Source organism: Providencia sp. wls1916 (assembly GCF_009706585.1).
Taxonomy (GTDB): Bacteria; Pseudomonadota; Gammaproteobacteria; order Enterobacterales; family Enterobacteriaceae; genus Providencia; species Providencia lanzhouensis.
Genome location: NZ_WLUL01000004.1, coordinates 1 through 21669, shown reverse-complemented (window position 1 = coordinate 21669; position 21669 = coordinate 1). Strand labels below are relative to the sequence as shown.

21 protein-coding genes are annotated in these 21669 nt (G+C 40.4%); 11 read left to right on the top strand and 10 right to left on the bottom strand.

The annotated features are described in order from the left end of the window. Window positions 1-33: 33 nt before the first annotated feature. From GKR61_RS01615 to GKR61_RS01605, 3 genes are all read left to right on the top strand, one after another. A complete protein-coding gene (locus tag GKR61_RS01615) occupies window positions 34-348 on the top strand; it encodes a hypothetical protein (protein ID WP_036951602.1) in 315 nt (104 codons plus the stop codon). Window positions 349-537: 189 nt separating this feature from the next. After that, the gene (gene can, locus GKR61_RS01610; RefSeq protein ID WP_036951600.1) at window positions 538-1221 is read left to right on the top strand and encodes a carbonate dehydratase; all 684 of its coding nucleotides are present in this window, start codon (window positions 538-540) and stop codon (window positions 1219-1221) included. Between the two features lie 193 nt (window positions 1222-1414). Beyond that, window positions 1415-1843, top strand: coding sequence for a TOBE domain-containing protein (locus GKR61_RS01605; protein WP_036951599.1), 429 nt, complete (start codon window positions 1415-1417; stop codon window positions 1841-1843). Window positions 1844-1973: 130 nt separating this feature from the next. On the opposite strand, the gene GKR61_RS01600 is transcribed toward GKR61_RS01605, so the two are convergent. The 3 genes from GKR61_RS01600 to GKR61_RS01590 form a co-directional block, all read right to left on the bottom strand. After that, window positions 1974-3125, bottom strand: a complete 1152-nt coding sequence (locus GKR61_RS01600) for a beta-ketoacyl-ACP synthase III (protein WP_036951597.1) — start codon at window positions 3123-3125, stop codon at window positions 1974-1976. Between the two features lie 150 nt (window positions 3126-3275). Continuing rightward, on the bottom strand, window positions 3276-3869 hold the full coding sequence (locus GKR61_RS01595) for a TetR/AcrR family transcriptional regulator (protein ID WP_036951595.1): 594 nt from the start codon (window positions 3867-3869) through the stop codon (window positions 3276-3278). Next, window positions 3869-4423 (bottom strand): dihydrofolate reductase family protein, encoded by a 555-nt coding sequence (locus GKR61_RS01590; protein ID WP_036951593.1) that lies wholly within the window; start codon window positions 4421-4423, stop codon window positions 3869-3871. Before GKR61_RS01590 ends, GKR61_RS01595 begins: the two co-directional genes overlap by 1 nt. Before the next feature lie 271 nt (window positions 4424-4694). Here GKR61_RS01590 and GKR61_RS01585 point away from each other — a divergent pair, with 271 nt between their 5' ends. The 6 genes from GKR61_RS01585 to GKR61_RS01560 all read left to right on the top strand — a co-directional run bounded on the left by GKR61_RS01585 (window position 4695) and on the right by GKR61_RS01560 (window position 10961). Further along, window positions 4695-4961, top strand: coding sequence for a DUF2798 domain-containing protein (locus GKR61_RS01585; protein WP_036951591.1), 267 nt, complete (start codon window positions 4695-4697; stop codon window positions 4959-4961). 62 nt (window positions 4962-5023) lie between these two features. Then, a complete protein-coding gene (locus GKR61_RS01580; RefSeq protein ID WP_036951590.1) occupies window positions 5024-5347 on the top strand; it encodes a YnfA family protein in 324 nt (107 codons plus the stop codon). 351 nt (window positions 5348-5698) lie between these two features. Then, window positions 5699-8746, top strand: coding sequence for a formate dehydrogenase-N subunit alpha (gene fdnG, locus GKR61_RS01575; protein WP_154639494.1), 3048 nt, complete (start codon window positions 5699-5701; stop codon window positions 8744-8746). Between the two features lie 11 nt (window positions 8747-8757). Then, window positions 8758-9645, top strand: a complete 888-nt coding sequence (gene fdxH / locus GKR61_RS01570) for a formate dehydrogenase subunit beta (RefSeq protein ID WP_195848371.1) — start codon at window positions 8758-8760, stop codon at window positions 9643-9645. After that, window positions 9638-10294, top strand: coding sequence for a formate dehydrogenase-N subunit gamma (fdnI, locus tag GKR61_RS01565; protein WP_036951972.1), 657 nt, complete (start codon window positions 9638-9640; stop codon window positions 10292-10294). The genes fdxH and fdnI overlap by 8 nt, the downstream gene beginning before the upstream one ends. 133 nt (window positions 10295-10427) lie before the next feature. Beyond that, window positions 10428-10961 (top strand): GNAT family N-acetyltransferase, encoded by a 534-nt coding sequence (locus GKR61_RS01560; RefSeq protein ID WP_230083103.1) that lies wholly within the window; start codon window positions 10428-10430, stop codon window positions 10959-10961. A 10-nt stretch (window positions 10962-10971) separates the two neighbouring features. On the opposite strand, the gene GKR61_RS01555 is transcribed toward GKR61_RS01560, so the two are convergent. Continuing rightward, window positions 10972-11409: a GNAT family N-acetyltransferase gene (locus GKR61_RS01555; protein WP_154600305.1), complete on the bottom strand. Its 438-nt coding sequence runs from the start codon at window positions 11407-11409 to the stop codon at window positions 10972-10974. Window positions 11410-11646: 237 nt separating this feature from the next. On the opposite strand from GKR61_RS01555, the gene agp reads away from it, so the two are divergent. Continuing rightward, window positions 11647-12900, top strand: a complete 1254-nt coding sequence (gene agp / locus GKR61_RS01550; RefSeq protein ID WP_154600304.1) for a bifunctional glucose-1-phosphatase/inositol phosphatase — start codon at window positions 11647-11649, stop codon at window positions 12898-12900. 224 nt (window positions 12901-13124) lie between these two features. Here agp and GKR61_RS01545 read toward each other — a convergent pair whose 3' ends face one another. Next, window positions 13125-13562 (bottom strand): universal stress protein, encoded by a 438-nt coding sequence (locus GKR61_RS01545; RefSeq protein ID WP_036951577.1) that lies wholly within the window; start codon window positions 13560-13562, stop codon window positions 13125-13127. A gap of 211 nt (window positions 13563-13773) precedes the next feature. Beyond that, the gene (locus GKR61_RS01540; protein WP_132494613.1) at window positions 13774-14376 is read right to left on the bottom strand and encodes a tetratricopeptide repeat protein; all 603 of its coding nucleotides are present in this window, start codon (window positions 14374-14376) and stop codon (window positions 13774-13776) included. Window positions 14377-15108: 732 nt separating this feature from the next. Between GKR61_RS01540 and GKR61_RS01535 the strand changes: the two genes are divergently transcribed. Next, a complete protein-coding gene (locus GKR61_RS01535; protein WP_036951569.1) occupies window positions 15109-16437 on the top strand; it encodes an amino acid permease in 1329 nt (442 codons plus the stop codon). 93 nt (window positions 16438-16530) lie between these two features. Here the strand turns inward: GKR61_RS01535 and GKR61_RS01530 are convergent, their stop codons facing one another. From GKR61_RS01530 to mdtG, 4 genes are all read right to left on the bottom strand, one after another. Continuing rightward, window positions 16531-16938, bottom strand: a complete 408-nt coding sequence (locus tag GKR61_RS01530) for an acyl-CoA thioesterase (protein WP_036951567.1) — start codon at window positions 16936-16938, stop codon at window positions 16531-16533. A 140-nt stretch (window positions 16939-17078) separates the two neighbouring features. Beyond that, entirely contained in the window at window positions 17079-17885 is an 807-nt protein-coding gene (locus GKR61_RS01525) for a PhzF family phenazine biosynthesis protein (RefSeq protein ID WP_154600303.1), read from the bottom strand. Between the two features lie 145 nt (window positions 17886-18030). Beyond that, window positions 18031-19563 carry a peptide MFS transporter gene (locus GKR61_RS01520; protein ID WP_036951563.1) on the bottom strand — a complete coding sequence of 511 codons (1533 nt, stop codon included), beginning with the start codon at window positions 19561-19563 and terminating at the stop codon, window positions 18031-18033. Window positions 19564-19941: 378 nt separating this feature from the next. Then, entirely contained in the window at window positions 19942-21165 is a 1224-nt protein-coding gene (gene mdtG / locus GKR61_RS01515; RefSeq protein ID WP_108479561.1) for a multidrug efflux MFS transporter MdtG, read from the bottom strand. Between the last annotated feature and the right edge of the window lie 504 nt (window positions 21166-21669).

The following is a 21669-nucleotide window of genomic DNA, read 5'->3' as shown; positions in this document are numbered from 1 at the left end:
TTGGCATGATATTTTTATGAAAAAAACGAAACTATGTTAGCAAAATACATATTAGGCACCATGAAAAAGCAGGCCGCATGTGAAGTTATTTTTGATCAGCGCCAGCAAGATGCTCAGTCGGAAGTTATGCAAATTATCCGGCAGTGGCGATTTCATGATGGGGTTATTCTTCAATGCTCTGAAGAAATCGAATTATCTATTCCCGATAATGATAGCCAATGTCCTGAATGTTGGATTATTTGGCAAGTTATTGATTCTGCGGGGTGTTCTGTTTTACCTCAAAGAAAAGAGTTTTTTAACGCATGCCAGCAAGCATTTTGGCTAAAAATGCAAATAGCAGAAGAATAAAGCGAAAGATAAGCAAATTAATGACGAATTTAATGTAGAGGCTATCATTGGTTATGAGGTGTTTTTTTGCATATTAACCGATTGAGAGTAATCTTCTGGTAAATTTAGGTATATTAATTAAATTGACTACGTTTTGATAAACACGTTTGAAATATCATATATAGCAAGATTTGTAAGTGAGCGTGCCACATGGCGATGGATAAAATTAAAGAATTATTTGTGAATAACAGGGAATGGGCAACGTCGATTAAAGAACAAGACCCTAGCTTTTTTCGACAATTATCAAAAGACCAACAACCTAAATTTTTATGGATTGGTTGCTCCGATAGCCGAGTACCTTCTGAAAAATTAATTAAAGTTGGCCCTGGCGATCTATTTGTTCATCGAAATATAGCGAATCTGGTGGTTCACACGGATCTCAACTGTTTATCTGCTATTCAATATGCTATTGATGTGCTCAAAGTGGAACATATTATTGTCTGTGGGCATTATGGCTGTGGTGGTGTTGAGGCTGCGATTAACAATAAGGAATTAGGTTTAATTGATAATTGGCTGCTGCATATTCGAGATATTTGGTTTAAACATAGCCGCATGTTAGGTGAGCTTAAACCAACAGAACGTATTAATCGTTTATGTGAATTGAACGTGATTGAGCAAGTTTATAATCTGGGCCACTCCACCGTATTACAATCTGCTTGGAAAAGAGGGCAGGATATTATGGTTCACGGTTGGATCTACGGTATTAATGATGGTTATTTGGTGGATCTTGATATTACGGCAGATAGCCGAGCAAAACTGGAGCTTTGTTATCGTGAAGCGATAGCGGCTTTAACCACAAAAGCGCCGTTTACAACAGGTTGCTCTGCAAATTAATAAAGTAAAGATGCGTTACAGCTAAATTGAGAACTAAATTTTTTCAGTAAAATAATAGAGTTATCGAATGAAGCCTTAGTTGTGATTCATTGCTCATTTGTGAAAATGAGAAGATTGAGTCGTTTGTAAACAATATTTAAAAAGCTTACTATCGTTTCAATATTCACTCGTCTTCCATTAAATGAGGTTTTCTATGTCAATTTCAGCACGTAATCAGCTTACAGGAACGGTCGAATCAGTTGTGGCTGGTGCCGTTAATGATGAAGTGGTTTTAAGCTTAGGTAATGGTGAAACAATTTCTGCGGTGATCACGAAAAATAGCACTCAGTTGTTAGGCTTGGCAAAAGGTAAGCAGGCTGTTGCGATTATTAAGGCGCCATGGGTTGTCTTAGTTTCGGATGAGCACGAGTATCTTTTTTCGGCTCGTAACCAGTTCAGTGGACGTATTGATGGGATTGAAACAGGTAGTGTGAATGCTGTGGTTCATTTGACAACGAATGCCGGAACGAAATTATCTGCCGTTGTGACAAATAATAGCATTGAAGAGATGAAATTAGAGGCAGGCAGTAAAGTTACCGCTATTGTCAAAGCATCTAGTGTAATTTTAGCGACGAAAAAATAAGTTAGACCGCTCAATATTACCAAGGTCGTAGTTTTTCTACGACCTATCTATCAGAAGTTAGTTTTTTGCATTTATTCTTAATTGTCCATTTGAACAGGTAGTTAGCATATCTTTTTTTAATAACAGTGAATTAAACAACGGTTAGATGCATAAATCCACCAGAGAAACGACCACTTTCAGGAACAAAGCATAAGAGTTTTTCGCCTTTATTTAAACGCCCTGAATGTAATAATTCATGGATCATGATGTAGATTGAGGCAGAGCCAGTATTTCCTCGCTCTGAGAGATTGGTAAACCAACGCTCTTGAGGGATCGCAAAGTTGAGGTCAGTCAAGCATTCAGATACCGGTTGACGAAAATATTCGGATGAAATGTGGGGAAGGAACCAGTCTATATTATTTGCTGAAATTCCATATTTTTCGATGACTTTTTGTAGTGGTTTTTTTAGCGCTAAGGCGATGATATTTTCATTAAGTAAACGTACATCTTGTTTAATGGAAAAAATTGACCGTGTAATCCATTCTTCTTGTTTCAACTGCTTCCAACTAATTAATTTTCCGTCACTGTCTTTTTCTGCCCCAGCATACATACATGCAGGAATTTCATTCGCGTACGATGAGATATCAATCCAATCAATGCGTAATGATAAGCTATGTGGATTAGGTTGATTTTTCAGCAAGAATGCACCGGCGCCATCGGAAAGCATCCAACGTAGAAAGTCTTTTTCAAAAGCAATTTCTGGGCGCTGTACTAATTGTTCGACCAATGCCTCATTTTCAGCTTGGAAATTACGTGCATGTAAAACGGGAGAGACAACTTCTGATGCGGCTGAAACTGCATTGGTAGTTGTTCCAGAACTGACGGACAAATAAGCATATTTCAACGAAGTTAAGCCTGCTAAGCAAATGCCGGATGTTGAAACAACTTCACAGGGTTTATTTCCAAGTTCCCCATGAACCATGACGCCGTGACCTGGCATTAGTTGATCGGGCAGCGTCGTGCCTGTGGCTAGGCATTCAATATCATTGAGGGAAAAATCACTATCAACTAATCCATGAATGGATTTTGCAGTAACTTGTGCATTGTTAAAATTAGCCACGCCAGAGGAAGGGTTGAGGACATAATGGCGTTTTTTGATTCCATTACTTTTCAGCACAATTCGAAGGGAACGGGATGCCTTTTCACCAATATAACCTAAAACATGTTCTATATTTTTATTATCAACGGCTTCACCGGGGAGGAATATAGACGTTTTTGTAATATATGTATTAATTTTGCTCATATTTTCTCTATTTAATTAAATTAAATATTCTAAATGTTTATGTGAGCAAAGAAATATACCTGAAAACGTTAATTGAAATGGGAATAAATTATTTAACTAACTAATAAATAATATTATTCAAAACCGTTGTTTAGTATCTTAGCTATGTTATTAAATATAGTCATTATTTAAATTATATAATAAAGCATCAATACTTTGGTGGTAATAATTTATATCGCTGACGTAATTATCCATATTGTTCCTATTTGATACAGCGAGTGCAGCGCCATGAGTAAAATCAATTAAAATATGTATCCAGAGCGTGGCTTGCTCTAAAGAGTATTTTAATTCTATCGCAAGCTCGATTAGAGTATTGGTTATCCGCTGTGCCTCTTCAGGAAACGCATTTGGGTGATTAAATATTGATAACGTTAATTCAGGGTAACGAACAATACATTCTCGGTATTCAGTTAAGAGGTGCTTGATTTGTTCGATGGGTGTTTTCGATAAACAAGGCATTACCTTAGCGTAAACATGGTTAGCAATCGATTTGACTAAACACTCTTTGTCTTCAAAATAGTAATAAATTGTCATGGGGTTAATGCCCATTTCTTTAGCGAGCGCTCGCATACTGAGTGCTGAGAATCCATGGGAATCAATAAATATTATTGCTGCACTGACAATTGCCTCCGCTGATATTTTTGGTTGTTTCTTATTTGGGCGTCCTACCGTTCGTGTTATTGCTACCAATGCTTTATCCATCATTATTCGCCTTCATCCGAGGATTGTTTTATTTCATAGTGGGATTGGATAAATCCAGAATTAAAGGTTTTAGTTTGTGTATGGTATAAGTGAATATCGTTAGGAATTTTACCAAACAATGGGCGACCAGAACCTAATAAAATGGGGATTCGAGTGATGATAAGATCATGAATCAAGCCTTCAGAAATAAAAGATTGAACTACTTTCCCGCCATCAATATAGGCATGATGATATCCCTCTACTTTTAGCATCTGCATGACTTCTTTAGGGGATAGGTCAATGAAGCGTACTTTTCCTATTAATTCTTCAGGGATAGTTTCTTGAGCGAGTACTTTTGATAGCACAATGACCGGACGATTATAAAACCAAGGTTGAACATGTTTTATTGTCTCATAGGTACCTCTACCCATAATAATCACATCAATATTGGCAATAAATGCATCATAACCGTGATCTTCACCGGTTGAATCTAATTGAAGTAACCAGCTGATATCGCCGTTTTCACGGGCTATAAAGCCATCAATGCTGGTTGCAATAAATACATGTCCAGTCGTCATCACTGTATTCTCGCTCTAATTTATTATACGGCGTATAATAAATGGATAGGTAGAATTTGCAATAGTGAAGTGCTTAATTCCTTATCAGGATAATCTGCATAAAATGGATTAGTGCAGGTGTAAAAAGGTATATTGACAAAGTATATCTAAAGATTAGAATGATTCTCAATTGGTCTCTAAGACTCGTAAGCGTTTACGTTAATCAACGCATATAACTTTGTTGTACCAACAGTTATATGCTGTTGTGTATCCGCTGATTAATGGAGACTGTATGTCATATCAAGACCGTAATTATGTATTAGGTATACCTAAACTTCCTATGAGAGCCCTATTTTTTCTGGTGCCTTTCTTTTTATCTTTGGTGATGAGCGGTATTGTTTCACTAATAAGTACTCTTCGTGCGCTAGGATTCACCTCCGAAATTTATGAGCCTTGGATTAGTTCATGGGCTATTTCATGGATGATTGCATTCCCAACAGTATTATTTGTTTTGCCTATTGCAAGACGTGTATCTCTGCTATTTGTTAAGCAAGCTTAAACAATATGCCACCTATTATTAGGTGGCATAAATAGTGATTTTATTGAGAAGAAAATATTTTTATGTCATTAAAAATTATTGGATTATTTTTTTTAACTGCGATAGCAGAAATTTTAGGTTGCTACTTCCCTTATTTATGGATGAAAAAACAGGGAAGTATTTGGCTGTTAGTACCCACCGTACTCAGTTTAATGCTGTTTGTTTGGTTGTTAACGTTACACCCTGAAGCCAGCGGACGTATTTATGCAACCTATGGAGGCATTTATATTGTGACGGCATTGATCTGGCTAAAAGTCGTTGATGGTGTTTCCCTTGCCGCTACAGATTGGATTGGTGCGCTGGTGGTTTTACTTGGTGCAGGTATTATTATTAGCGGTTGGAAATAATAATTATCCATATATTAAGTTAATTTTAAATATCTAGCTTAATATATGGATTGGTTATCTATTTTAATGTAGGTATAAACCACAATATAGAAAACATTTTCTAATCTAATTAAAATTCATTTGCATTATCTTTATTTAACTTAATTTGTTACTTAATTCAAATAATTTATCTAATTGATCCAAATCAATTTAACAATAATTACCCATTAAGTGGTATTTTTAATGGCTAATTAACTACCTAAATGACATTAATTAACCTTTATTTTCACTTTCATTGATTTTAGGCAATATCTAATTACAAGTGACTGATATTCTCTCCCGCGAATATACAAAAATAAAAAGAGGTTAATAATGAACGTCAGTCGCAGAAAGTTTTTTAAAATCTGCGCCGGCGGGATGGCAGGTACAACTGTAGCTGCGTTAGGTTTTATGCCAGGAATGGCAATGGCTAATGTACGTGAAAATAAATTATTGCGTTCGAAAGAAACGCGTAATACTTGTACCTATTGTTCCGTGGGTTGTGGATTGCTGATTTATAGTATGGGTGATGGGGCAATGAATGCTCGCTCTGCCATCTTCCACGTCGAGGGTGATGCCGATCATCCAGTGAATCGCGGTGCTCTGTGTCCGAAAGGAGCGGGGTTACTGGATTACATTCGTAGTGACAGTCGTTTACGTTATCCTGAATATCGCGCACCAGGCTCGAATAAATGGGAACGCATTAGCTGGGACGATGCTTTTACGCGCATTACCCGCTTAATGAAAGATGACCGTGATGCCAACTTTATTGAAAAAAATGAACAAGGTGCCACTGTCAATCGCTGGTTATCAACAGGGATGCTTTGCGCCTCTGCGGCTAGCAATGAAACGGGGATGTTAACCCAAAAATTCGCACGATCGCTCGGTATGTTAGCGGTCGACAACCAAGCGCGTGTCTGACACGGACCAACGGTAGCAAGTCTTGCTCCAACATTTGGTCGCGGTGCGATGACCAACCACTGGGTTGATATTAAAAACGCCAATGTGATTGTGGTGATGGGCGGTAACGCCGCTGAAGCTCACCCTGTCGGATTCCGTTGGGCGATTGAAGCGAAAAACAATAATGATGCAACCTTGATTGTGGTAGACCCGCGCTTCACGCGTACCGCATCGGTGGCCGATCATTACGTGCCAATTCGTTCAGGAACGGATATTACCTTCCTTTCTGGTGTTCTACTTTATCTTATTGAAAATAATAAAATAAATTCAGAATACGTTCAGAACTATACCAACGCATCTTTGATTGTTAGAGATGATTTTGACTTTAACGATGGCTTATTCAGTGGCTATGACGCTGAAAAAGGTCGTTATGACAAAACCAGTTGGAACTATAAGTTTGATGAAAATGGTCATGCATTACGTGATGACACGCTGCAAGATCCGCGCTGTGTTTGGAATCTGCTAAGAAAACACGTTTCCCGCTATACCCCTGAAATGGTTGAACGGATCTGTGGTACATCACAAGCAGACTTCTTAAAAGTGTGTGAAATTCTGGCAACCACGAGCGCCGCAGATAAAGCGGGGACATTCCTGTACGCATTAGGTTGGACTCAGCATACAGTGGGCGCGCAAAACATCCGTACCATGGCGATGATCCAGCTGCTTTTAGGCAACATGGGGATTTGTGGTGGTGGGGTGAATGCGCTACGTGGACACTCAAACATTCAAGGCTTAACAGATTTAGGTCTGCTATCGACGAGCCTTCCGGGCTATTTAACGCTGCCATCAGAAAAACAGTTAGATGTTGATAGCTATTTAGCCGCGAATACGCCAAAAGCCACATTACCCAATCAGGTTAACTACTGGAGCAACTATCCGAAATTCTTCGTCAGCTTGATGAAATCATTCTACGGTGATGCGGCTCAACCAGAGAACCAATGGGGCTTTGATTGGTTACCTAAATGGGATCAAGCTTATGATGTTATGAAGTATTTTGACATGATGAGCAAAGATAAAGTCAACGGCTACATCTGCCAAGGCTTTAACCCAGTTGCCTCGTTCCCAGATAAAAACAAAGTGGTTAGCTGCTTAAGTAAGCTGAAATATTTAATCGTGGTTGACCCATTAACCACCGAAACAGCGAACTTCTGGCAGAACCACGGCGAAATGAACGACGTTGATCCTGCTTCCATTCAAACGGAAGTTTTCCGTCTGCCTTCAACCTGCTTTGCGGAAGAAGATGGCTCCATTGCTAACTCCGGTCGCTGGTTACAGTGGCACTGGAAAGCGGCGGACGCCCCGGGTGAAGCGCGTAACGATGGTCAGATCTTAACGGGTATTTTGCACAAAATCCGTGAGATGTATGAACAAGAAGGTGGTAAAGGTCGCGAACCATTGCTGCAAATGCGTTGGGATTATAAACGTCAATTCCATCCTGAATCGGAAGAAGTGGCGAAAGAGAACAACGGGGTTGCACTGGTCGACTTATATGATGCTGATGGCAACTTACAAGCGAAAAAAGGCGAGCTTCTGAATTCATTCGCTCTGCTACGCGCGGATGGTTCAACGGCATCTTCTTGCTGGATCTACACGGGTAGTTGGACCGAAAAAGGCAATCAGATGGCGAATCGCGATAACAGCGACCCATCCGGCATTGGTAATACATTGGGTTGGGCATGGGCATGGCCATTAAACCGCCGCGTTATCTATAACCGTGCCTCTTGTGATACCAAAGGTAAGCCATGGAATAAAGATCTGGTTCTGATTGAGTGGAACGGTAAGAAGTGGGTCGGAAACGATGTTCCTGACTTTAACGCATCGGCACCAGAAGTCGGTACTGGGCCATTTATTATGCAGCCAGAAGGTTTAGGTCGTCTGTTTGCGATTGATAAGATGGCAGAAGGTCCATTCCCTGAGCACTACGAGCCATTTGAAACGCCATTGGGAACTAACCCATTGCATCCAAATGTGGTCTCTAACCCTGCTGCGCGAATTTTTGAAGATGACAAGAAACGTCTTGGAGATCATAAGGAATTCCCGTATGTCGGAACCACTTATCGCTTAACGGAGCATTTCCATACTTGGACCAAGCATGCGCGCTTAAACGCCATTGCTCAGCCAGAGCAGTTTGTGGAAATCAGTGAAACCTTAGCCAAAGCCAAAGGTATCGTTTTGGGTGATAAGGTTAAAGTCAGCAGTAAACGCGGCTTTATTAAAGCGATTGCCGTGGTAACACCACGTCTGCAAACCCTGATGGTTGACGGTAAACCGATTGAAACAGTGGGTCTACCTATTCACTGGGGCTTTGAGGGTGAAACGCAAAAAGGCTTTATTACCAACACGTTAACGCCATCTGTGGGGGACGCTAACTCTCAGACTCCTGAGTATAAAGCGTTTTTAGTTAACATTGAGAAGGCGTAAGGGAGGGAACTATGTCCATGCAATCTCAAGACATTATTAAACGTTCCGCGACCAATAGCATTACGCCTCCACCACAGGCGCGTGACGATAAATTTGAAGTCTGCAAACTGATTGACGTGTCATCCTGTATCGGCTGTAAAGCCTGTCAGGTGGCATGTTCAGAATGGAATGATATCCGTGATGAGGTAGGACACTGCGTTGGGGTTTACGATAACCCAACCGATTTAAGTGCCAAATCTTGGACGGTGATGCGTTTTAGCGAAGTCAGTGAGCAAGGCAAATTGGAATGGCTTATCCGTAAGGATGGCTGTATGCACTGTACCGATCCAGGTTGCTTGAAGTCATGCCCATCTGCGGGTGCGATTATTCAATATGCTAACGGTATTGTGGATTTCCAATCGGAACACTGTATTGGTTGTGGTTACTGTATCGCGGGTTGCCCGTTCAACATTCCTCGATTAAATCCAAAAGATAATCGTGTGTACAAATGTACATTATGTGTTGACCGTGTTGCCGTGGGGCAAGAACCGGCTTGCGTGAAAACTTGCCCGACAGGTGCTATTCGTTTTGGTACTAAAAACGAAATGCTGGAATACGGCGCGGAGCGTGTTGAAAAACTGCAAAAACGGGGTTATGCCCAAGCTGGCATTTATGATCCTGAAGGTGTTGGGGGAACTCATGTGGTGTACGTGCTACATCATGCGGATAAACCTGAGCTTTATCATGGATTACCAAAAGACCCACAGATTGATACACCAATTAATCTATGGCAAAGCATCCTGAAACCATTATCGGTAGCGGGCTTTATCGCCACATTTGCAGGGCTGATTTTCCACTATGTGGGTATTGGTCCAAATAAAGAAGTGGATGATGAAGAGGGGAAAGATGACCATGAGTAAAAAGAGCAAAATGATCGTTCGGACTAAATTTATTGACCGAGCGTGCCACTGGACAGTGGTTATCAGCTTCTTCTTAGTCGCATTGTCGGGTATTGCACTGTTTTTCCCAACCTTGAAGTGGCTGACTGAAACTTTCGGTACGCCACAGATGGGACGAATTTTGCATCCTTTCTTCGGTGTGCTTATTTTCGTCGTGCTGATGTTTATGTTTGTGCGCTTTGTAAAACACAATATCCCAGATAGAAAAGATATTCCTTGGCTACTGAATATTGTGCAAGTTCTCAAAGGTAACGAACATAAAGTGGCTGATGTGGGCAAATACAACGCCGGTCAAAAAATGATGTTCTGGAGTATCATGAGTATGATTTTTGTACTTTTGGTTACCGGAATTATCATGTGGCGACCTTATTTCGCGCATTTATTCCCAATCTGGATGGTTCGTTGGAGTATTTTGATTCATGCATTAGCGGCAATTATTCTGATCCATGCAATTTTAATCCACATGTATATGGCATTTTGGGTTAAAGGATCTATCAACGGCATGATTGAAGGTAAAGTTAGCCGTCGCTGGGCGAAGAAACATCACCCACGTTGGTATCGCGATGTTGAAGCGAAAGAAGCCAAAGCGGAAGCTGAAAAAAGCCAGTAATTTCGCTGTCAATTAAGTAATATAAGCCACTGTTGTTGACGTTACCGAGAAGGTTACACAATGACAGTGGCTTTTTTATGTTTAAAGAATGTCTTATTTGAGGTTGATTGTATTGAGTCATTTAGGAGGGGAAATGGTTGAGTTAGTAAGAATTTCTGCAAATAATAAACACGATAATGAATTAATTAATGCACTATACGATATTTCATTTCCTGACCATGAAAAACGTTCTTATGCAGGGCGAGCGGCATTACTCCCTCTAGAGCAATATTATTTATATAAAATTACAGACAACAATCAGTTTGTTGGATTTATCGGTGGGTGGGCTATTGATACCTTTTTCTATATTGAACATTTTGTGATTGACCAACATATTCGTGGGTCCGGTTACGGTCAAAAATCGTTGACCGCATTGTGCCAGTTGTACCCACAGATAGTGTTGGAGATAGACCCATTAGTCGATGAAGTTGCAAGAAAACGTCTTCATTTCTATGAAAAAAATGGCTTTGTCAGAAATGATTATGTCCATCACCATCCATGCTATAACGCCCAGTATGCGCCGCATAAGCTGGAAATTTTAAGCTTAAATACGCCTTTCACGCCGAGTCAGTATGACGTATTTAATCATTTTCTGGTGAATACAGTGATGAATAGCCATTATCTATAACAATCTGTCGCTATTTAGCTAATCGCATATGCAGTAAAGGAAATGGATTTCCTTCCCCATCAAGTTCGGAACGAGCATATTGAACAAATCCCATGTGTTGATAGAAACCAACTGCTTGCGGATTTTGCTCATTCACATCGACTTCATTAATACCTAAGTGTGTAATGGCGTAATTCAGGAGTTGTTTACCAATGCCTGTCCCTCTTGCAAGGGGGGAAATAAACAACATTTCTAGACGATTCTCACCAGTACCTAAAAAGCCCGCTATTTTGCCGTTAGGATCAAAAGTCACAAAAACAGACAAATTAGGTAAGTATTGTTCCCTAATGGGTGTTTTTAGCATTTCTATGTTCTTTTCTGGCAGAAAATCATGAGTTGCTCTTACAGAAGCCTCCCAAAGATGAATGATCTCATCGTAATGTTCGACAGTGGCGGGCTGAATATTCATTGCATTTTATCCTTATAGTGAAAATTCATCTTAAATTATGGCTAGTTAATGTCAATATTTGATGGTTATTTTAGTTAAGGAGCATTTTTGGGATATTAATCGCAGAAAAAAAAGATAACTGCTTCATTATTAGAGGATATGTTTCCGAAATTCATATAAGCACTATACTTTATTTTATTGCAGTGTTTATTGTTTGATTATGTTAATCAATTTAAAAACTATGGTAGGAGTATGCTGATGAAATATAAAATGCTAACAGTGTGTTTATCGGCGGCGTTATTAGCACCAATAGCCCCCGCTCTGGCAAGTACAGATAATGCACAAAATATGGAATTAGACCAAGTTTTAGTTCTAAGTCGTCATAATTTACGTACTCCTATTGTTAATACAGGGATCCTGACAGAAATAACCGATAAAAAGTGGCCAGCATGGGATGCAGAAAGTGGCTATTTAACGACAAAGGGCGGGGCGCTCGAAGTGTATATGGGGCACTATTTTAGAGAGTGGCTCGATAGCAATAAATTATTTGTGAATGAATTATGTCCAACCAGCAGCGATGATATCTATATTTACACGAATAGCCTACAGCGAACGATTGCAACTGCGCAGTTCTTTACTGCGGGGGCATTCCCTGGTTGTAAAGTGAATATCCATCATAAACCGGAAATTGGTACGATGGATCCCGTGTTTAATCCTATCATTACGAATAGCTCCCCTGAATTTAAAAAACAAGCACTTGAAGCGATGGAGTCCCACCTTAAAGGGTTAAACTTGAAGCCAGGTTATGATGAGCTGGACAATGTTCTCAATATTAAAGATTCGAAGAAGTGCGCGACGGATAAACTGTGTAATTTAGCCACACCAAAGAACAGTTTTATCATTGAAGCAGATAAAGAACCGGGTGTGAGTGGACCGTTGAAGATGGCGAACTCTGCCGTCGATGCAATTGATCTGCAATATTATGAAGGCTTCCCTGAAAAAGATGTGGCATGGGGAATGGTCAATAGTGATGAAAAATGGCAAAAGCTGAATACTTTAAAAAATGCTTATCAAGAAACGTTATTTACACCGAAAATCATTGCAAAAAATGTGGCGCATCCAATTCTGAGTTATATGGATAAAGGCTTTGTTTCTGTCAATAAAGGCGAAACGGCTAAATTCATTTTCTTAGTGGGACATGATTCAAATATTGCTTCAGTATTATCTGCGATGGATTTCAAACCGTACCAATTACCTGATCAATATGAGCACACACCGATTGGCGGTAAATTGGTATTCCAGCGTTGGACAGATAAAAAAGAGACAAAGGACTATGTGAAGATTGAGTATGTGTATCAAACCGCAGATCAGTTGCGAGACAATGCTTACCTCTCTTTAGCAACGCCGCCAAAACACGTTACCCTTGAATTGAAAAATTGCCCGATAGATAAAAATGGGTATTGTTCATGGGAAGATTTTGAAAATGTGATGAAATCGGCGTTGAAACAGTGATATCCAACTGTCAATAATGCCTGGATGAGGCATAAAAAACCCTGCTCTGAGGAGCAGGGTGTGAAATAGTCACGAAAATGTTTATGAGCCTCTAATTTACCTTAAATGTCGAATAAATGGGCTTATAAATTGTATGGAATTGCCCTTTAGTGTAACAAACTTTAACCCTAACCATTCGACGAGTTAAAATAGAGCTTTCTGCGGTTATTAACCCTTCGTATGGATTAGCGAACCACTAATACGCTCGTTTTCGCATAACGTACAACTGAAGCCGCATTGGAACCTAATAAGTAGGTAGACATACTTGGGCGACGTGAGCCCAGTAAAATCACATCGGCTTTAATATCTTCAGCTGTTGCCAAAATTTCATCTTTAACTGAGCCTACAACTGCTTTTACTTGCACTTTGTCTGCAGGGATAGAGAACAGTTTAACTTTCTCTTGTAACTCTTTCAGAATGATATCAGCTTGTTTTTGATCATCCGGGAAGTCACCTGGCAAAATAGTGCCGCCATAGCGTAAATAATTGGAAATTGGTGCAGTCACAGCTAAAAAATGAACGGTAGAATTGTTTAGTTTCTGCATGGCATTAACATGCGGGACTAACATTTTGGTGAGGTCGTCTTCGGTAACATCAATAGGAACTAAAATTGTATTGTACATAATATCTCCTTTTTTCTTTTATATTATAAGTTTAGAACATTTTAACCATTTTTCATATTGATTGTTAATAAATTAATATTAACTGAATTGGATTAAAAATGATGTGAGCGGGAGTACGCAATTGGCGGGAATAAAAAAATGGATAATAAAAATAATGACAATAAAAAAACGGCAATACATGAGGGGAGTATTACCGCTTTCAAAGAGAATATTATTTTTTAGTCGCTTTAGGCTTTGTGGTTTCTTTTTCTGGGCAGGCTGGTTTTAATCCGCCTTTACACGCTTTATCAATATATTCAGCGCCGAGTTTTTCATTAAACTCAGTTCCCTCACCATTTTGTAGCATTTTTCCTAATTGATATTCAGCAGGTGGAAATTTTTTATCGGCTGCTTTTTGGAACCACTCAAAAGCCACGAGATAATTTTGTTTTACGCCAGCACCTTGGTAATAGAATTGGCCCATATAGTTTATGGCTTCAGGATTTCCCTTATTCGCCGATTTCTCAATCCAACCATAAGCTGTTTCAAAATCAGATTGAACGCCATTACCATTAAGATACATATCACCTAGGAATAGTTGAGCGTCCGCATTGCCTTTATTGGCAGCCATCGTAAGCCATTTCTTTGCTTTCGGATAATCTTGCTTAATTTCGTTACCAACATAGTAACCAATGCCTAGCATAACTTGAGCTTTCACATCCCCTTTTTGTGCTTGTTGTTCAATTTGCTTAATGACTTCAGGAGGAACAGGAGCTGCAAAAGTTAAATTTGTTGAAAATATAAATAAAGAAATAAAGGTCAATAATCGTAACATAAGGCTTTCCGTATCTTAAGTTGGCTATGAATATCCTTATTTCAAGATAAACTCGAAACGGTGTTAACAGTTATTAACTACAGGATATAACCATCAACGCATCAAATACTCTACTTCTATAATTTATAAATATCAACGCCCCATCAAAAATACAGAGTAAACGAGCCTTTTACTCTTCAGGGGTGAATATTCAAAATATTTTTCTTCATTATAAGCCTGCGGTGATTCTCTTTGACGCGATAAATGAGTAAAAATTAAATATTACTCTTAATAGAGAACTAGTTATTTATATCGAAAATTAACAAGAGAAATACAAAATACGGAATTATTGCAAAGAATAGTAGTGGTTATCATGGTGTCTTGTGATGTTTAGCACGAAATAAAAGGATAATTGTTGGAATTGTTAATAATCACTTATGGGTTATTAAAAGACTAACACCTTTAAAAACAAAGGGTTATAATTACCGCGTCCAAAAACAATTAATAGGGATTATTTCTGTCGATAGATAGAGATATTTACGTCGGATTGCTCTTTTTAGAGAAAAATATTCTCTTTATTGGGGGTTTTATAGGTTAATAAAGAGATAATTTTTCTCTCACATATCCTCTATGATGGAATCATTATAATAGCCTGCAAATAATTAAGGTTATTGAAAGAAATAACCACTTAAGTCGCATCTAAAACAAAAAAAAATTCTCTTTTAAGAGTTCAACAATATTAAGTGAGTAATTATGGCTACGATCCCTACAATAGATAATGTCGATGATGGAAAAGCTTCTACGGCGGCTTCTCGTGCAGGCATGACACAAGAACAATGGCGTGCTGCCACTAAGTTTGATGGCACAGATGTTGGTTGGGTGATTATGAGTATCGGGATGGCGATTGGTGCGGGGATTGTTTTTCTCCCCGTACAAGTTGGCTTGATGGGTTTATGGGTATTTTTGCTATCATCCGTTGTCGGTTATCCTGCAATGTATTTGTTTCAGCGTCTGTTTATTAATACGCTGGCGGAATCACCTGAATGTAAAGATTATCCAAGTGTGATCAGCGGATATCTAGGTAAAAACTGGGGTATGCTGCTTGGGGCACTCTATTTTATTATGCTGGTAATTTGGATGTTTGTTTATTCAACGGCAATCACGAATGACAGTGCATCATATTTTCAGACTTTTGGTGTAACGGATGGGTTATTATCTGAAAGTCCTTGGTATGGTCTGGTTCTGATTTGTATTTTAGTCGCCATTTCTTCTCGCGGTGAAAAACTGCTATTTAAGCTTTCAAGCTTTATGGTTCTGACTAAATTATTTGTGGTTGCCGCATTGGGTATTTCCATGGTCGGGATGTGGCACTTATATAATGTGGGTTCATTGCCGCCTGTTGGTCGCTTATTCAAAGAGGCAGTCATCACACTACCTTTCACATTAACATCGATTCTGTTTATTCAAACATTAAGCCCAATGGTGATTTCATTCCGTAGCCAAAACGTGAACCGTGAAGTGGCTCGTTATAAAGCTCTGCGTGCAATGAATATCGCGTTTATTGTTTTATTCTGTACCGTCTTTTTCTACGCAGTATCATTCACATTAGCTATGGGGCACGATGAAGCGGTGAAAGCTTACGAGCAGAATATTTCTGCATTGGCTATCGCAGCGAAATTCTTCCCAGGTGGTTGGGTGACTGTCGTCAGCGTCATGCTAAATATCTTTGCCGTCATGACCGCATTCTTTGGGGTTTATTTAGGTTTCCGTGAAGCCACTCAAGGCATTGTGATGAACATATTACAACGTATTATGCCGGTTGAGCGTATTAATGAAAATTGGGTGAAGAACGGCATTATGATTTTTGCTGTGCTATTAGCATGGGGAGCGATTATCCTGAACGCACCAGTGCTGAGCTTCACATCAATCTGTAGTCCAATTTTCGGGATGGTGGGTTGTTTAATTCCAGCGTATTTAGTCTATAAAGTCCCTATGTTGCATAAATATAAAGGTATTTCTTTATATCTGATTATTTTTACCGGAATTTTACTGTGTATCTCTCCATTCTTAGCATTCGCTTAATGTCGAGAATATGAATAATGTGCGCTCTATCTTAATGATCGGGCGCACATTTTTTATTTACCAGTATGAATGGTGGTAAAGAGAGATCCGTGATTACTGTTCAAATAATGGGGTTGGTTTGCCATTTTCATCAATAGCCACGAAATTAAACTGTCCGTGGATCACTTCTTCTCGTCCCTCAGCGTACATATCTTCTAAAAAGATAGAGACATTAACGGTAAGGCTAGTGCGACCAACTCGGATTACTTCCCCGACTAATTCAACGATGGTGCCTGATGGGATAGGGTGGGTAAAATTGATTTTTTCTGTGGAGACGGTTACCAATCTTTTGCGGCAAAAACGGGTCGCGGTAATGAAGGAAACTTCGTCCATCCATGCTAATGCAGTCCCACCGAACAGAGTGCTATGGTGGTTAGTGGTGGTTGGGAATACCACTTTAGAAACATGGGTAACAGATTGTTCAATTTTTTGTTTGATTACATCATCAACGTCGGAACGCATATTTAAGCCTTACTTTCTTTGAATTCTCACTATTTAAAAACTTGAACCGGGAAAGATAATTACTTACCGGAACATTAATGTACATATCATTAATGTTGCCGATAAGTGTAATCCTGATCACAAATAAATACAGTGATTAATCAAAAGTGAATCGTTCCGGCTAAAAAGAGTGTTGCTTTTCCGGTCATTTTGACGCGATTTTGTTCAACTAAGCAGTGTATTTTTCCACCACGTGCAGAAATTTGGTGACCTAATACTGGGTTTTTCTGTAAGCGTTTAGCCCAAAGAGGAGCAATCGCACAGTGAGAGGTGCCAGTGACGGGATCTTCATTAACACCTTTGGCTGGCGCAAAATAGCGAGAGACAAAGTCACATTGTTCGTCGTGAGTTGGGCTATCAGCACTTTTCGCGGTAATGGTTAATCCCTGCAAAGGTAATTGTGCAAGACGCAACATATCGGGATGGCAATTCTGCACTTGTTCTGGTGAATCAACAAAACAGATATAGCGATCTTTGGCTAAATACAGTTCAGAAATAGGGGTTCCGAGGATCTCGCTTAATTGTGGATATTGGCTTAAATCGGCAGGTTCACAATCTAAAATAGGGAAGTCTAATGTGAAGCCTTCTTGATTTTTATGAACCGTCAGTTCTCCAGATAAGGACTGAAATACAATAGGGTTTGCTGGGTGCTGCTTAAACTGGTTCAAAATATATGAAGCGGCAAGGGTAGCATGACCACACAATTTAACTTCCATCACCGGTGTAAACCAGCGGATATGTTCACCTACCAGAAAAGCCGTTTCAGATAAGTTAATTTCGGCGGCGATAGCGATAAGCTTGTCATCAGGAAGCCACTCATCAAGTAAAACGATAGCGGCCGGATTGCCATGAAATAGGGTATCAGTGAACGCATCGACATAATAAACCGGAACAGACAGTGTGCTCATCGTAAAAGATCCTTGAAAGGAAATAACGCATTATGATTAGAAAAGTGAGGGAAGAGTAGCACGAGATTTGCAGTATTGAGGAGAGGTTGGCGCAATAATTTTTGAGATTATTACGCCAACAACGATTATCTAATAACGAATAATATTATTTCGCTTTTGCTTCGTTTTTATCTGCGTTTTGCAGCATTTTTCTGACTGGAATAATCAGGGCCGCTAGCACAACAGCACAAATAACCAGTGCGATAGAAACGTGGGAGAACAGGTCTGGCATTGAATCCAGTTGGTCTTTACGGATATTACCACCCATGATACCTGCTGCTAAGTTACCCAGCGCACTTGCACAGAACCATAATCCCATCACCTGACCGCGCATTTTCTGTGGTGCAAGTAATGTCATGGTTGCCAAGCCAATTGGGCTTAAGCACAGTTCACCTAAAGTTAGTAATAAAATACTGCCGACTAACCAGAATGGTGAAACGCCAGTTTGTGTTGCCAGAACGTGGTTAGCGGCAACCATCATGACCGCAAAACCACCCGCGGCGAACAGGATACCAATCACAAACTTCGTCATACTGCTTGGGTTCAGATTACGCTTAGCCAAAGAAGGCCAGAACCAGCTGAAAATAGGCGCTAACAGAATGATAAATAAGGCGTTGATTGATTGGAACCAAATGGTTGGGATTTCGAAGTTACCCCATTGGCGATCGGTATAGTCACGCGCAAAGATATTAAATGATGTTGGCTTTTGTTCAAATGCAGACCAGAAGAACGCCGCAGCAATTAACAGAATCAAACAAGCCAGTAAGCGAGAGCGCTCACTGCTGTTTAAACCTGCACAGAAGAACATGAAAATAAAGTAGATACCCACACACGTAGAAATAATGTAAGCCGAGCTTTTTGCTATTACTGAAGGGTTGAATGGAATAGTGCCATTATTGATTAACACCACCAGTACAGCCAGTGCAGCCATGGCAACAGCAACCCATTTACCGACGTTTTTACGTTGAACGGTAGGGTGATTCCATGTGGAATCTAAGCCAACTTCTTTGTCATAACGACGCATTTGTGGGATCGCGTAGAAACGGAAGATAAGCAGGGCAACTAACATACCCAAACCACCTAAACCGAAACCTAAATGCCAGCCGTATTTTTCATGTAATGGGCCGATAATTAATGGGGCAATAAATGAACCCATATTGATACCCATGTAGAACAGAGAGAAACCGCCATCACGACGCGTATCTTCTTTCTTATACAGGGTTCCAACCATTACGGTGATACAGGTTTTAAATAAACCGGTACCTAATACGATCAACAGCAGTCCCACGAAGAAGAAGGTATTGGTAAATAATGCAGACAGCGCAATCGACAAGTGACCCAATGCAATGATCAAAGAACCATACCAAACGGCACGACGCTGACCTAACCAGTTATCCGCGAGCCAGCCACCCGGTAATGAAGTGATATAAACACCACCCGCGAAGATACCCACGATAGCAGATGCTTGTTCAATCGGCAGCCCCATGCCACCTTGCAACAAAGTTGCACTCATAAAGAGGATTAAAAGAGGACGAACACCATAGAAAGAAAAACGTTCCCACATTTCGGTGAGGAAAAGCGAACTCAACGGGTAAGGATGCCCGAAAAAAGTTTTAGTTTTAGTCGCAGAATGACTCATCTGTGAACTCCAATACGTTGTGACTTAAGAGGTTGTGCCGAATTGTGAATGTGGAGCAGAAACTCCATCACTGTTTTTTATTGATATGTTAATGCTGTGTTGCAAACATATTTTCGGCATACATTATTATAAAATTGCTAATAAGCAGAATGAATTTATCGTAAGAAAGTCAGTTTTAAGATGAAAATTCGATGTAACTCTCATTCTTACGATAAGGGGGCACAGAATAACGGATTTTTATTGACAATAAAAGAATGTTTTTTGAATCGATTAAGTTAATTAAAAACAATGAGTTACAAAATGTTTTTTGCGCTTATAAACTTTTCGTGGAAAAGATAATAAAAAGTTATGTTTTGGCGTAAAAGGGACACATTAACATTACTCTTTAGAGGGAGATGCTCTTAAACCATCGGATTGCTTCCTAATGATAAGCCAAGAGTAAATGAGGTTGACCAACACTAATACGGCGGTGAAGAAGAACACGGCTCTAAAGCCGTATGTTGCTGCAACAAAGGAACCCATTAAAGGACCCGTGACATTACCTACATCGCGTAATGCTTGGTTGTAGCTAAATATTCGCCCAGTGATTTGGTGAGAAATATTATAAATAATTAAGGTTTGTACGGCGGGTAACAGCGCGGCGTTAAGGGCGCCGAGTAAGAAGCGCAGAGCGCCTAATTCCCAATAACTGCTGACGAGCCCCATCGGAAATAGAACAAAAATTGAGGCGGCAAGTACGGCTAATAAAACACGGTCAGGTCCAATGCGATCGCTCAGTTTACCGAGCATAGGGGCGCTAATCAGTGCAGCAACGCCGGGAATGGATGCAATAATCCCACTGATAAAAGCAAGATTATCAATTGAGTCTGAAAGCTCCCGAACATACAGGGTGATCACTGGGTTAATCGAACCAATCGATGCTTGGATGATCATGGTGGTGAAAAATAGGCTGATCACTAAGTTTTTATTACGTAAAGAGGCAAAAACTTGTTTTCCGGTCAGAGCATCTTTGCGTGAAACGGGGGTAAAACGCTCACGGACGTAGAAAAGTGTCACAAAAAAGCAGATAAACAACACACTAGCGGTAATAAAGAATACTGGGCGCAAGCCATATTGGTCGGCAAGTAATCCACCAATCAGTGGACCAATCAATGCGCCGCTCACCGCGCCAGTTGCCAAGACACCCATCGCCCAACCACTTTTATTCACGGGGACTTGGGTGGCAATTAGCGCATTGGCATTCGGGACAAACCCGCCAAGTAAGCCTAAAAGCGCCCGTAAAGCCAAAAGTTGCCAAATATTCTGCGCAAAGCCAATCAGCACCATGACAATCGCCATCCCAAGGGCAGAGCGCAGCAACATTAATTTACGACCGTGGCGGTCAGAAAGGCGCCCCCAAAAAGGTGCGGCAATAGCGGAAAATAGGAAGGTAATACTGAAAACGGCACCAGTCCATAAATTCAAAGAGCCATGGTCAGTAATACCAAGTTCTTCGATATACAGAGGAAGAAAAGGCATGATCAAGCTGAAGGCAGCGCCCGTTAGAAAGCAGCCGAACCAGACGATGTAGAGGTTTTTTTTCCAGTAAGTACTTTTCTTCATGTTCTCCCTTCATATTTCGCGCCGTAGCGTTGTTGGCTTCATTCGCGGACCCTAGTCACATACTTATGTATGCTCCTGGGGATCCACTCATTTGCCGCCTAGCTACAACACGAACTATTTTGGGAGCACTCCCGTCATGTTTCGCGCCGCAGCGTTGTTGGCTTCATTCGCGGACCCCAGTCACATACTTATGTATGCTCCTGGGGATCCACTCATTTGCCGCCTAGCTACAACACGAACTATTTTGGGAGCACTCCCGTCATGTTTCGCGCCGCAGCGTTGTTGGCTTCATTCGCGGACCCCAGTCACATACTTATGTATGCTCCTGGGGATCCACTCATTTGCCGCCTAGCTACAACACGAACTATTTTGGGAGCACTCCCTTCATACTTCGCGCCGCAGCGTTGTTGGCTTCATTCGCGCACCCCAGTCACATACTTGTGTATGCTCCTGGGGATCCACTCATTTGCCGCCTAGCTGCAACACGAACTATTTTGGGATAAC

Bases quoted from the DNA above. Each gene is read 5' to 3' on its own strand.
- GKR61_RS01615 (WP_036951602.1), top strand. From the start codon at position 34: ATGTTAGCAAAATACATATTAGGCACCATGAAAAAGCAGGCCGCATGT.
- can (WP_036951600.1), top strand. From the start codon at position 538: ATGGCGATGGATAAAATTAAAGAATTATTTGTGAATAACAGGGAATGG.
- GKR61_RS01605 (WP_036951599.1), top strand. From the start codon at position 1,415: ATGTCAATTTCAGCACGTAATCAGCTTACAGGAACGGTCGAATCAGTT.
- GKR61_RS01600 (WP_036951597.1), bottom strand. From the start codon at position 3,125: ATGAGCAAAATTAATACATATATTACAAAAACGTCTATATTCCTCCCC.
- GKR61_RS01595 (WP_036951595.1), bottom strand. From the start codon at position 3,869: ATGATGGATAAAGCATTGGTAGCAATAACACGAACGGTAGGACGCCCA.
- GKR61_RS01590 (WP_036951593.1), bottom strand. From the start codon at position 4,423: ATGACGACTGGACATGTATTTATTGCAACCAGCATTGATGGCTTTATA.
- GKR61_RS01585 (WP_036951591.1), top strand. From the start codon at position 4,695: ATGTCATATCAAGACCGTAATTATGTATTAGGTATACCTAAACTTCCT.
- GKR61_RS01580 (WP_036951590.1), top strand. From the start codon at position 5,024: ATGTCATTAAAAATTATTGGATTATTTTTTTTAACTGCGATAGCAGAA.
- fdxH (WP_195848371.1), top strand. From the start codon at position 8,758: ATGTCCATGCAATCTCAAGACATTATTAAACGTTCCGCGACCAATAGC.
- fdnI (WP_036951972.1), top strand. From the start codon at position 9,638: ATGAGTAAAAAGAGCAAAATGATCGTTCGGACTAAATTTATTGACCGA.
- GKR61_RS01560 (WP_230083103.1), top strand. From the start codon at position 10,428: ATGGTTGAGTTAGTAAGAATTTCTGCAAATAATAAACACGATAATGAA.
- GKR61_RS01555 (WP_154600305.1), bottom strand. From the start codon at position 11,409: ATGAATATTCAGCCCGCCACTGTCGAACATTACGATGAGATCATTCAT.
- agp (WP_154600304.1), top strand. From the start codon at position 11,647: ATGAAATATAAAATGCTAACAGTGTGTTTATCGGCGGCGTTATTAGCA.
- GKR61_RS01545 (WP_036951577.1), bottom strand. From the start codon at position 13,562: ATGTACAATACAATTTTAGTTCCTATTGATGTTACCGAAGACGACCTC.
- GKR61_RS01540 (WP_132494613.1), bottom strand. From the start codon at position 14,376: ATGTTACGATTATTGACCTTTATTTCTTTATTTATATTTTCAACAAAT.
- GKR61_RS01535 (WP_036951569.1), top strand. From the start codon at position 15,109: ATGGCTACGATCCCTACAATAGATAATGTCGATGATGGAAAAGCTTCT.
- GKR61_RS01530 (WP_036951567.1), bottom strand. From the start codon at position 16,938: ATGCGTTCCGACGTTGATGATGTAATCAAACAAAAAATTGAACAATCT.
- GKR61_RS01525 (WP_154600303.1), bottom strand. From the start codon at position 17,885: ATGAGCACACTGTCTGTTCCGGTTTATTATGTCGATGCGTTCACTGAT.
- GKR61_RS01520 (WP_036951563.1), bottom strand. From the start codon at position 19,563: ATGAGTCATTCTGCGACTAAAACTAAAACTTTTTTCGGGCATCCTTAC.
- mdtG (WP_108479561.1), bottom strand. From the start codon at position 21,165: ATGAAGAAAAGTACTTACTGGAAAAAAAACCTCTACATCGTCTGGTTC.